The organism is Mesorhizobium sp. B2-3-5, from assembly GCF_006442395.1.
Taxonomy (GTDB): Bacteria; Pseudomonadota; Alphaproteobacteria; order Rhizobiales; family Rhizobiaceae; genus Mesorhizobium.
Genome location: NZ_VFVX01000019.1, coordinates 1 through 11909, shown reverse-complemented (window position 1 = coordinate 11909; position 11909 = coordinate 1). Strand labels below are relative to the sequence as shown.

General features: G+C 64.1%; 11 protein-coding genes. 3 read left to right on the top strand and 8 right to left on the bottom strand.

From position 1 onward, the window contains the following. Positions 1 to 128 precede the first annotated feature (128 nt). The gene (locus FJ958_RS20470) at positions 129 to 284 is read right to left on the bottom strand and encodes a hypothetical protein (RefSeq protein ID WP_140744994.1); all 156 of its coding nucleotides are present in this window, start codon (positions 282 to 284) and stop codon (positions 129 to 131) included. Positions 285 to 568: 284 nt separating this feature from the next. On the opposite strand from FJ958_RS20470, the gene FJ958_RS20465 reads away from it, so the two are divergent. After that, complete coding sequence (locus FJ958_RS20465; protein WP_140744993.1) at positions 569 to 1336, top strand: SDR family oxidoreductase; 768 nt, start codon at positions 569 to 571, stop codon at positions 1334 to 1336. A gap of 210 nt (positions 1337 to 1546) precedes the next feature. On the opposite strand, the gene FJ958_RS20460 is transcribed toward FJ958_RS20465, so the two are convergent. The 7 genes from FJ958_RS20460 to FJ958_RS20425 all read right to left on the bottom strand — a co-directional run bounded on the left by FJ958_RS20460 (position 1547) and on the right by FJ958_RS20425 (position 9599). After that, on the bottom strand, positions 1547 to 2491 hold the full coding sequence (locus FJ958_RS20460) for an ABC transporter permease (protein WP_140744992.1): 945 nt from the start codon (positions 2489 to 2491) through the stop codon (positions 1547 to 1549). Continuing rightward, positions 2488 to 3543 carry an ABC transporter permease gene (locus FJ958_RS20455; protein ID WP_140744991.1) on the bottom strand — a complete coding sequence of 352 codons (1056 nt, stop codon included), beginning with the start codon at positions 3541 to 3543 and terminating at the stop codon, positions 2488 to 2490. Before FJ958_RS20455 ends, FJ958_RS20460 begins: the two co-directional genes overlap by 4 nt. Before the next feature lie 323 nt (positions 3544 to 3866). After that, on the bottom strand, positions 3867 to 5378 hold the full coding sequence (locus FJ958_RS20445) for an ABC transporter ATP-binding protein (RefSeq protein ID WP_140744990.1): 1512 nt from the start codon (positions 5376 to 5378) through the stop codon (positions 3867 to 3869). 177 nt (positions 5379 to 5555) lie between these two features. Continuing rightward, positions 5556 to 6587 carry a BMP family protein gene (locus tag FJ958_RS20440; protein WP_140744989.1) on the bottom strand — a complete coding sequence of 344 codons (1032 nt, stop codon included), beginning with the start codon at positions 6585 to 6587 and terminating at the stop codon, positions 5556 to 5558. A 150-nt stretch (positions 6588 to 6737) separates the two neighbouring features. Beyond that, on the bottom strand, positions 6738 to 7943 hold the full coding sequence (gene pcaF, locus FJ958_RS20435) for a 3-oxoadipyl-CoA thiolase (protein ID WP_140744988.1): 1206 nt from the start codon (positions 7941 to 7943) through the stop codon (positions 6738 to 6740). A 1-nt stretch (position 7944) separates the two neighbouring features. Further along, a complete protein-coding gene (locus FJ958_RS20430; RefSeq protein ID WP_140744987.1) occupies positions 7945 to 8745 on the bottom strand; it encodes a CoA-transferase subunit beta in 801 nt (266 codons plus the stop codon). Beyond that, a complete protein-coding gene (locus FJ958_RS20425) occupies positions 8742 to 9599 on the bottom strand; it encodes a CoA transferase subunit A (RefSeq protein WP_140744986.1) in 858 nt (285 codons plus the stop codon). Before FJ958_RS20425 ends, FJ958_RS20430 begins: the two co-directional genes overlap by 4 nt. A 117-nt stretch (positions 9600 to 9716) precedes the next feature. On the opposite strand from FJ958_RS20425, the gene FJ958_RS20420 reads away from it, so the two are divergent. Further along, positions 9717 to 10487 carry an IclR family transcriptional regulator C-terminal domain-containing protein gene (locus tag FJ958_RS20420; protein ID WP_140744985.1) on the top strand — a complete coding sequence of 257 codons (771 nt, stop codon included), beginning with the start codon at positions 9717 to 9719 and terminating at the stop codon, positions 10485 to 10487. Between the two features lie 244 nt (positions 10488 to 10731). Then, positions 10732 to 11823 (top strand): ISAs1 family transposase, encoded by a 1092-nt coding sequence (locus FJ958_RS20410; protein WP_246679674.1) that lies wholly within the window; start codon positions 10732 to 10734, stop codon positions 11821 to 11823. Positions 11824 to 11909: the final 86 nt, after the last annotated feature.

The window sequence follows — 11909 nt, the reverse complement described above, 5'->3', positions numbered from 1 at the left end:
CCATTTCCTCCATTTCTGGACTCACTGGATGCGGTGATCACCGGTCGCGCGAAGGCAGACCGGAATCCGGTTCATCGACTGCGAATGCATGGAAGCGCCGGGCCGCTAAACCCTGGCGATTAAAGCGCTCAGGGAATGAAGCCCAGGACAACGGCCCCGGTGAACACGAACGCAAGGGCAAAGACGACATAGGCGAAGGCACCGGCATAGGCCGGGCGGAAGGTCTGGGCATTGGCCAACCTCTGGCCGCTGCTGTCAGTCTGAGCGTTCTGGATATAGGACATATCGACCTCCGTCTCATCAATTAATCTATAAAACTTGTAGACTTTGTCGAGTGCTATTTTCGGGCACGCTGCAGAATAATTTTCTCACACTCGGCCGAAAATTGGCGATGGTTTGCTTATTGGTAGGCCTGGAAGGCCTCCGGTGGGATTATCGGCGCCGCAACGCCAGCCTCAATGGACCTATCCTCTGTCCTTGCAGACCCAATTCGTGCATTGGCCGCTCCGCGCATCAGGGATAGCATCGCACAACAAGACATTATCCAACGCGACATGGGGGTTGAAGAGTGGGCGCGAGACTGGCCGGCAAGGTCGCCATCGTTTCGGGCGGCGCGACGGGAATGGGCGGAGCGGCTTCGGAGCTGTTCGCCGCCGAGGGCGCCAAGGTGGCGATCATCGACCGCAACGGCGAAGCGGCGGCGACGACGGCGGCGGCGATCCGGGCGCGCGGCCAGATCGCCGAGCACTTTGTCGCCGACGTTTCCGACGAAGCACAGGTCGAGGCGGCGGTAAAAGGGGCAGTCGAGAAACTCGGCCCGGTCACCGTGCTGTTCAACCATGCCGGCACCATCGTCATCAAGCCGTTCCTGGAGACGACGCTGCAGGAATGGGACTGGCTGCATGCCGTCAATGTCCGATCGATGTTCCTGATGACGCGCGCCGTGCTGCCCGGCATGATCGCGGCGGGCGGCGGCTCGATCGTCTGCACCTCGTCGATCTCGGCGGTGGCGGCGACGCCGAACGAAGTGCTCTACGACACCACAAAGGGCGCCTGCCACATGTTCGCGCGCGCCATCGCCGTCGAGTTCCGCGACCGTAATATCCGCTGCAACGCGGTCTGCCCGGGCTTCATACGCACGCCGCACGGCCTGCGCGAGGTCGCCGATCTGGGAAAGCTCGGTGTCGATGTCTCGGACGCAGCCCTTGCGGCGCAACAGGGGCGCATCGGCGAGCCGGAAGAGGTGGCGAAGGCAGCACTTTACCTCGCCAGCGACGAGTCCAGCTTCGTCAACGGCGCGCATCTGTTTGTCGATAACGGCTTTACGGCGATGTGAACTTCTGCCGATGTCGGCGCTGCCCCTCATCTGCCTGCCGGCCGTAACGGTGGCACCCAACGTGCAACGCTGGCGATTGGCGAAGACATCGACGACGCGACCTTTCTCCCCGTCACTTATACGGGGAGAAATGCCCGGCAGGGCAATGAGGGGCAGCGCGGCGCCGAAAGCTTCTGCTCGCTGTGGCGTGAACGAAGCGCTGGACCCGCGCTACCGCTCTTCCCGCCGAAACGGCTTGAGCAGTGCCGATGGCGCTACCGCGTTGCGCGACATGAACGCCATCGCGACGATGGTGAAGATGAAGGGCAGCATCAGGAACGCTTCGTAGGGGATATGCCCCAGCCCGCTTGCCTGCATGCGCAGTTGCAGGGCATCGACGAAGGCGAACAGCAGCGCCGCGCCCGCCGAGCGCCATGGGTCCCAGCGGCCGAACACGACCAGCGCGATCGCCACCCAGCCACGCCCGGACACGACGCCGAAAGTGAAGGCGTTGAACTGCGCCATGGACAGAAAGGCGCCGGCTAGGCCCATCAAGGCGCCGCCGAGGATGACAGCCTGGAAGCGCGTGGCGATCACGCTGACACCGGCGGAATCGGCGGCGCGCGGATTTTCGCCGACCATGCGCACCGACAGCCCCCAGGGCGTGCGGTAAAGCACGAAGGCCGCCAGTGGGATGGCCAGGATCGCCATGTAGACCAGCGCGAACTGGTTGAACACGGCCGGCCCGAGGACCGGAATATCGGACAGCACCGGGATCGGCAGCGTCTGAAAACCCTTTATGCTCGGCGGCACCGATTGCTGCCCGAAGATCAGCCGGTAGAGGAAATAGGCGAGCCCCGAACTGAACAAGGTCACGCCGATGCCGCAGACATGCTGGCTGAGGCCGAGCGCCACGGTGAACAGCGCATGCAGCGCGCTCATCAGCATGCCGGTCAGCACTGCCACCAGGACCCCCAGCCACAGGCTGCCGCTGAGGCTGGTGGCGGTGAAGCCGGTCATCGCGCAGAGCAGCATGATGCCTTCGATGCCGAGATTGAGCACGCCGGCCCGTTCGGAGAACATTTCGCCGAGGGTGGCAAAGGCCAGCGGCGTGGCGATGCGGATGATGGCTGCCAAAAAGCCGACCTGAAAGATCTGTTCCAGCACCACGCTCATCTGGCTGCTCCGACACGGCGGATGCGATAGGCGGTGAACAGCAGCGCCACCAGCATGGCGAGCAATGCGGTGCCCTGGATGACATCGCTGAGGAAGGCCGGAACACCGGTCGCCCGCGACATCGCCTCGGCGCCGGTCATCACGGCGGCCAGAAAAATCGCCGCCGGCACCACGCCGAGCGGGTTGAGCCGCGCCAGCATGGCGACCACGATGCCGGAATAGCCGTAACCCGGCGAGATGTCGCTCATCACCTGGAAATGCACGCCGCCGACCTCGCCGACGCCCGCGAGCCCCGCCAATGCGCCGGAGAGCAGCGCCGTCGACAGCAGCACGCGCTGCACATTGATGCCGCCATATCTGGCTGCTTCAGGGTTTTCGCCGGTGACCCGGATTTTGAATCCAAGCGTGGTGCGCACGATCAGAAACCAGATCAACGGCGCCGCGACCAGCGCCACGACAACGCCGAGATGCAGCCGCGTGCCTTCGATCAGCACCGGGAAATTCGCCGAATCCTCGATCGGCGGCGAGATCGGATAGCCGCTGAAGCTGTCCTTCCACGGCCCCTCGATCAGCGCCATCAGCGCGTAATAGATGACGGAGTTGAGCAGCAGCGAACTGACGACATCGTCGACCTTGAATCTTACCCGCAGCGTCGCCGGGATGAGCGCGACGGCGGCGCCGGCCGCGGCGCCGGCGATCGCCATCGACAGCATGGCGAGCGGACCCGGCATCGGGATCGCGCCGACAAAGCAGCTGGCCACCGCGCCGGCGAGCAACTGCCCCTCGGCCCCGATGTTCCAGAATTTGGCCCGGAAGGCGACCGCGACCGCCAGGCCGGTGAAGATCATCGGCGCGGCGCGCACCAGCGTTTCGGTGATCGCGTAGCTGTCGCCGAGCGAGGCCGTGAACATCACGCCATAGGATTCGAGCACGCCGGCACCGGCCAGCGCGATGAGGCCGCTGCACAGGATGAGCGTGGCGGCGATCGCCAGCAACGGCAGCGCAAGGTTGAACCAGGCGGGCGTCGAGTTGCGGACTTCCAGGCGAAACATCAAATATGGCCCTCCGCCCGCCAGGCACTGGCGCCGCCCCTCATCCGCCTGCCGGCACCTTCTCCCCGTATAGGGACGGGAAGAAGGAGGCTGGCCGCATCCCTGGCACCTGTCCTGCAACGTTGGTCATTGGCGAAAGCGGCGATGAAGGTTCCCCTCTCCCCGTCCCTATACGGGGAGAGGATACCGGCAGGCAGGTGAGGGGCGGCGCCAACGTCCAAAATCAGCATGAAGCCGTTGCTTTGGAACGAGGCGCGCTCAAACTTGACATCGAGCAAAGCGAGGCTGGTTGACGATACGAAAAAACGAGGCAAACCCATATGCTACGCCCTCCCCTCCGCGCCGGTCATCAAGAGACCGAGCCGGGCGACGGTGGCAGCGCCGCTGTCAAGCGTGCCGACGATGCGGCCCTCATACATCACCGCGATGCGATCGCAGAGCACCACCAGTTCCTCCAGATCCTCGCCGATGATGACGATGCCGCAGCCCTTGGCCCGCATGTCGAGGAATTTTTCATGGATGAAGCGGGCAGCGCCGATGTCGAGGCCGCGCGTCGGCTGCGAGACAACAAGCACTTTCGGATCGAAGGCGAGTTCACGCGCCAGCAGTGCCTTCTGCAGGTTGCCGCCGGACAGCGCCCCGGCGCGCGTCATCGGCCCGGGGCAGCGTATGTCATAGGCCTTGATCTGCGCCTCGGCGAAGGCACGGATCGCGTCGGGCTTGAGCAGGCCCTTGCTGCTGAACGCTGATGTGCCGATGCGCGGCAGCACCATGGAATCGGCCAGCGGCAGGTTGGTGACCAGGCCGGTTGTCATGCGGTCTTCCGGTATGCGGCCGAGACCGAGCGCCTGCACCTCGCGCGGGGTGAAGCGCGTCACTCGTTTGCCGGCTATGATCATCCGGCCGGCCTCGGGCGAAATCATACCGGAGATCACTTCCGCCAGCGCCCGCTGGCCATTGCCCGAAACCCCGGCGATGCCGAGGATTTCACCGGCGCCGACGGCAAGCGATACGCCGCGCAGCGCCGTGCCCGAATGCTTCGAGGTGGAGATGCCGTCGAGGGTGAGCACCGGTTCGCCCGGCGTCGATGATCCCCTTGCCGGCGGCACGATCTCATGGCCGCACATCAACTGCGCCATTGCCGCGGACGTCGTGTTGGCCGGATCGTCGACACGGCCGGCGACGCGGCCATGCCGCAGCACCGTGCAGCGATGGGTGAGCGCCCGCACCTCGTTGAGCTTGTGCGAAATGAAGATGATGCCGAGGCCCTGCGCCGCCATCGAGCGCAGCGCCGAAAACAACCCGTCGACCTCGCTCGGCGCCAGCACGGCGGTCGGCTCGTCGAGGATCAGGAGCTTGGCGCCGCGAAACAGCGCCTTGACGATTTCCAGCCGCTGCTGCTCGCCGACCGACAGCGCCGAGACCGGCACGTCGGGATCGAGCGTCAGCCCATGCTGCCGGCCGATCTCGGCCAGCCGCGTCAGCCCGCCGGCGCTGTCGATCCGTCCCGACTTGCCGGGAATGCCTATGAGCAGGTTCTCCAGCACCGTCAGCCGTGGCGCGAGGTGAAAATGCTGGTGCACCATGCCGATACCCGCGGCCAGCGCGTCCGCCGAACTGGTGATCCGCACCGGCCGGCCCTGGATCAGGATTTCCCCGGCGTCCGGCGCGTAGGCGCCGAACAGTACATTCATCAGCGTCGTCTTGCCGGCGCCGTTCTCGCCCAGCAGCCCAAGGATTTCGCCCGGTGCGACGCTGAGATCGACAGCCTCGTTCGCCTTCACCGCGCCGAAGCTCTTGGTGATGCCGCGCATTTCGATGAGTGGGGCAGGCAAGGTTTTCATCCGTTGAAATGGCTTGGCGTGGCTCTTCACCCTCCCCCTTGTGGGGAGGGTCGGCTTGCGATCGCAGCGTAGCGAAGATCGCGAGACGGGGTGGGGGTGCGCCCTACGAGACCCCCACCCCGATCCGCTTCGCGGATCGACCCTCCCCACAAGGGGGAGGGTGAAATATCAATCCGAAACCGGTGTGTTCTCGTCCACATCGACGCGGAAATTGCCTTCCAGGATCTCGGCCTTCTTCTTCTCGACCAGATCCTTGACGTCGGCTGGCAGTGTCTTGTCGAATTTGTGGAAGGGCGCCAGATAGGAGCCGCCCTTGGCCATGCGCGAGAAATCGCCATAATCCTGCGCCGTGTAGACCCCGGCCTTGACCAGCTTGATCGCCTGCTCGACCGTCGGATACATGTCCCAGACCGGGCCGGTGATGACCGTATCGGGACCGAGGCTCGACTGGTCGGACATGTTGGAGATGGCGAACACCTTCTTCTCCACCGCCGCTTCGATGACGCCGAATCGTTCGGCATAGATGACATCGGCGCCGGCATCGATCTGTGCGACAGCCGCCTCCTTGGCCTTGGGCGGATCGAAGAAGGAGCCGATGAAGGCGACCTTCTTCTTGACGTTCGGATTGACCTCCTTGGCGCCGGCGAAAAAGGCATTGACCAGCCGGTTCACTTCCGGAATGCCCATCGCCGCCACGGCGCCGACCGTGCCCGACTTCGACATCTTTCCGGCGATCATGCCGGAGAGATAGGCCGGCTCATGGATCCAGTTGTCGAACACACCGAAATTGGGCTCGGCAGGGCCTGCGCCGGAGCCGAACAGGAACGCGGTTTTGGGAAACTGCTTGGCCGTGCGGCGCGATTCGCGCTCGGCGGCGAAGGCATCGCCCAGCACCAGTTCGTATCCGCCTTGCGCATATTCGCGCATGACGCGGCTGAAATCGGCGGTCTGCACCTTCTCCGACCATTTGTATTCGATGCCCAGTTCCTTCTCGGCCTTCTGCAGGGCGACATGGATCTGGTTGTCCCATGGTTCCTCGATCGGCGTGGCGAAGATCGCCGCCACCTTCAGCTTCTTGTCCTTGGCGAAGGCGGCACCCGGCAGCATCGCCGCTGCCAGACCAAGCGCGCCCAGTTCCAGCACGTTGCGCCGCGACAGCCCGTCGCGTGCCGATCGAGATTTATTCTTCCGGTTTTCCATTGCAGTCCCCTCTGTTCGACAGCCGTGTCGAGCCGGCTGTTCTAAAAATCAGACGGGGAACTATGGAACGGGTCCGTACTTTTGTCCACATGGTCAAATTTGATGGACCCGACCCAAGCGCTCTGCTGGCCCGGCCGGGAATATGGTCGATCAGACCCGTTCGAGCGCGATGGCGATGCCCTGGCCGACGCCGATGCACATGGTGGCGAGTGCATAGCGGCCGCCACGCTCGCGAAGCTCCAGCGCCGCGGTGCCGGATATGCGGGCGCCCGACATCCCAAGCGGATGGCCGAGCGCGATGGCGCCGCCATTCGGGTTGACGTGCCCGGCATCCTCGGCGATGCCGAGTTGGCGCAGCACGGCGATGCCTTGCGAGGCAAAGGCTTCGTTAAGCTCGATGACATCGAACTGTTGTGGCGTCAGGCCAAGCCGCGCGCATAGTTTCTGCGTCGCCGGTGCCGGGCCGATGCCCATGATGCGCGGCGCGACGCCGGCGGCGGCGCCGCCGAGGATGCGGGCGATCGGCGCCAGGCCGTATTTCTTCGCCGCCGCTTCCGAGGCAACGACCAATGCCGCCGCCCCGTCATTGACACCCGACGCGTTGCCGGCCGTCACCGTGCCGCCTTGCCGGAATGGTGTGGGCAATTTGGCCAGCGCCTCGATCGTCGTTCCGGCGCGGGGATGCTCGTCTTTCGAGACGACAATCGCATCGCCCTTGCGCTGCGGGATTGTCACCGGCGTGATTTCCCTGGCCAGCCGGCCATTGGCCTGCGCGGCGACGGCCTTGTCCTGGCTGCGCACGGCGAAGGCATCCTGATCCGCGCGCGAGACGGCAAAATCCTCGGCGACGTTCTCGCCCGTCTCGGGCATCGAATCGACGCCATACTGCTTCTTCATCAGCGGATTGATGAAGCGCCAGCCGATGGTGGTGTCGTGGATCTCGGCATTGCGCGAAAACGCCGTGTCCGCCTTGGGCATGACGAAGGGCGCGCGGCTCATGGATTCGACGCCGCCGGCGATCATCAACTCCGCCTCGCCGGCCTTGATGGCGCGCGCCGCGATGGTCAGCGCATCCATGCCGGAGCCGCACAGGCGATTGACGGTCGAGCCCGGGATTTCCTTCGGCAGACCGGCCAGCAGCAGCGCCATGCGTGCCACGTTGCGGTTGTCCTCGCCCGCCTGGTTGGCGCAGCCATAGACGAGATCGTCGACCGCTTGCCAATCGATGCCGGTATTGCGCTCGGCCAACGCCTTCAGCGGGATAGCGCCGAGATCGTCGGCACGCACCGAGGACAAGGAACCGCCGAAGCGGCCGATCGGTGTGCGGATGTAGTCACAGATATAGGCCTCGGCCATGTCATGCAGCCTTTGCTTTTCCGGTCCCCTCATGCGCCGCCTTGGTGCGGGCCTGCAGGTCGCGCAATGTATTGAGTTCGAGTTCGCTTGGCGCCGGCGTCTCGTCAAGCGCCTCGGCGAACTTAACCACCCAGCCACAGGTGTCCTGCACCTGCTGGCGGGTGACGCCAGGATGCAGCGACACAACGGTGAACTCCTTGGTCACCGGGTCCGGCTTCCAGATGGCAAGGTCGGTGATCAGCAAGGTCGGCCCAGCTGTGTCGATGCCGAGCCGCTTGCGATGGTCGCCGCCCTCGCCATGGCCGAAGGAGGTGAAGAAGTCGATCTTTTCGACCATGCCGCGCTTGCTCTGCGCCATGGTGATGTAGATCTCCTTCGACGAGGTCGCGATCTCGGGTGCACCGCCGCCGCCGGGAAGCCGGGTCTTGGGGTGGAAATAGTCGCCGATAACAGTGGTGTTGATGTTGCCGAACTTATCGAGTTGGGCAGCCCCGAGGAAACCGATCGAGATGCGGCCACCCTGCAGCCAGTAGCGGAACATTTCCGGCACCGCGACGGTGGTGACCGCGGTTTCGGACAGTTCGCCATCGCCGATCGACAGCGGCAGCACTTGCGGCGCGGTGCCGATCGTGCCGCTCTCATAGATCAGCGTGATGTCGGGTGCATGCGTCAGCCTCGCCACGTTGCAAGCGGCGGAGGGCGCACCGATGCCGACGAAACAGACATCGTCGTTCTTCAACGCGCGGCTGGCGGCGATGGTCATCATCTCGTTGGGGGTGAAACCCAATGCATTCCCGCTCATGCCGCTTTCCTCAGATGTTCGACGCGGGCCGCGAAATCACCGGCGCTCTTGCCGATGACATTCGCCTGCATCCACGCCTGGAACTTGCTACGGTCAGCGGCGATCTCGTCCCATTCGAGATAGGCGGCATTGTCGCGCGCATAATAGCCATGTGCGTAGGAGGGGTGAGAGCCACCGGGCACGACCGAGATCGCCGTGATCGTCCAGCGCGGCAGCACCGTCAAATTGGGGTGCAGATCGTCGAAATTGTCGACCACTTCCTCCACCGTCACCACCGCGCGCCTGGCCGCCAGCACCGCTTCCTTCTGAATACCGATGATGCCCTCGACCAGCACATTGCCTTTGCGGTCGGCCTTCTGTGCATGGATGAAGGTGACATCGGGCCGGATCGAGGGAACAGCCGCCAGCACCTCGCCAGTGAACGGACAGGTGACCGATTTGATGTTCGGATTGACATCGGCCAGCCCGGCGCCGCGATAGCCGCGAAACACCGCGCAGGGCAGGCCGGCCGCCCCTGCCTCATAGGCGTTGGCCATGCCGGCATGGCTGTGTTCCTCGATCTCGATCGACCTGGGGAAGCCGTTCTCGATCGAATCGCGAGCACGCCGCAGCAGGCCGACGCCGGGGTTGCCGACATAGGAAAAGATGATTTTCTTCGCCATGCCCATGCCGATCATCTGGTCGTAGATCAGGTCCGGCGTCATCCGGATCAGGGTCAGATCGCGAAACCCCTGGCGGATGGCCTCATGCGCCGCCGCCGTTGGGATCAGATGGGTGAAGCCTTCGAACGCGACGCTGTCGCCATTATTGAGGTTCGCGGCCACCGCCTGTTTGAGCGGCAGGAACTTGACCATCGCCAGCGCTCCATTCCAGAAAGTTCGCATTGCGAACAGATGTATTGTATGCGATACTTATGCTGACCGGAGCCGGGAGTCAATCCGGGCGACGGTAGCCTTTGGTATGGAGGTCAGATGAACGAAGGGGCTGTTTCCCGTGATCACGTCGGCTCGCTTGAGCGCGGACTCGTCGTCATGGAGATCCTCGCCCGCCACCCTTCGGGCATGACGCTGACCGAAATGGCGGAGGAAGCCGGCCTGACCCGGGCTGGCGCCAGGCGATTCCTGCTGACCTTGGTCGCGACCGGTTATGCCACACAGGCCGGCCGCGTGTTTTCGCTGTCGCCACGTCTGCTGACCGTTGCCCGCACATGGCTCGGCGGCGCCTCGCTATGGAGCTTCGCGGCCCCCATCATGCGCGCGGTGGCGGCGCAGTTGAACGAGGCCTGTTCGGCGGCGATCCTCTCGGGCGAGGATGTCGTCTACGTCGCCCGTATTCCTGGCCGCCGCATCCTCAGCGTCTCGCTGGATGTCGGCACCAGGCTGCCGGCCTATTGCACCTCGATGGGCCGCATGCTGCTCGCCGGGCTGACGCCTGAAGAATTGGACACCTTTCTCAGCCGCGCGTCGATCGAGAGAAGAACGGCCAAGACGATCACCGACAGGCCCCTGCTGGCGAAGGCCATCGCCAAAGCGAGGAAGAACGGCTTCGCCATCGTCGACGAGGAGCTGGAACTCGGCCTGCGCTCCATCGCCGTGCCGATCCGCGACCGCTCGGGAAACACGGTCGCGGCCATCAATGTGTCGACGCAGTCGGCGCGGTTCTCGGTTGCCGAGATGGAACGGGAAATCCTGCCCGCGCTGCTTGGGGCCAGGCAGCGTATCGAGGATTTCTTTGTCGTCTAAAGGCTTCCGCGGATCGGCATTTCAATGGTGCGGAATGCCAATCTTCGATGTCGGCGCCGCCCCTCATTGCCCTGCCGGGCATTTCTCCCCGTAGAACGGGGAGAAAGTAGCTGGCCGCAACGCCAGCGGTTGGCGAAATCATAGGGACAGCGCCCCTCTCCCCGTCCCTATACGGGGCAGGGGAATCGCATATGGCACTTTTGGGGTTGAGTTTAGGCTGAGAAAGGATTCTTTGGAGAGGCAGTTGAGCGAAGGAGCGACTGCCATTTCCTGCCTTGAGAGCTACTTTGGCGCGGTGCCTGATCCCCGCGCGCCCAACGCCACGCACCGGCTTGGCGACCTGATCGTGATGATGATCGCGGCAAGCCTGTGCGGTGCCAGCAATGCGACGGAATTTGCCTTGTTCGCACAGGAGCGCAAGCCAGCGCTGTCGCGGCTGATCGACTATGACGCAGCTCCCAGCCACGACACTTTCTCGCGGCTGCTGCGCCTGCTCGACCCGGAGGCCTTCGGTCGCGCCTTTGCCGCCTTTGCCGCAGCTTTCGCCCGAGCCAGCCGAGAGACGCCCGAGGTGGTATCGCTTGACGGCAAGGCTTTGCGGCGGGCCTACGAGAAGGGCTTGGCAGCCAGTCCGCCGTTGACGGTGTCGGCCTTCGCGGTCGAGACCCGGCTGTGCCTGGCGGCAGTCTCGCCGAGTGATGGTGAGAACGAAGTCGAGGCCGCGCTCAAAGTCGTCGAACTCATTGATCTTACGGGTAGATTGGTCACCGCCGACGCGCTCCACTGCCATACCCGCATGGCTGCGGCCATTACCCAAAGAGGTGGCGATTACCTGCTTGCGCTGAAGGGCAACCGGCGTCATTGGCTGCGCCGTGCCAACCTGCAACTGGCCGACGCGACCCCTTCCATTGCCGAGCGGACCGAGACCAGCCACGGCCGCAACGAATGGCGGCAAGCCGAGATCGTGCCGGCGGCCGAGCCGTTGATGCCCGGCCACCTGGCCTTCATCCGCATCACCAGCCGACGCGATCAGGCCAAGCCGTTGATGCGCCTGTTCATGGCCTCCACGCTCATGTCGCCTCAGCGGGCGCTCGACCTCACCAGAGCTCATTGGCAGATCGAGAACAGCCTGCATTGGATGCTCGATGTCCATCTCGATGAGGATCTCAGCCGTGCCCGCAAGGATAATGCTCCCGCCAACACAGCCCTTCTCAATCGCCTCGCTAGAAACATCCTTCAGGCCGCCGATGCTGCCAAAGTTCCCATCAGCCATCGCATCAAGAAATGCGCCTGGAACGACGACTATCTCATCAAGGCGATCACTCATATGCGATAGCCCTGCTATACGGGGAGAGCGACTGTCTTGGATTTCAAGCGGGTTGCCATGGTTTTTGGTCCCTGATCATGGCGTTGAGGATTGTG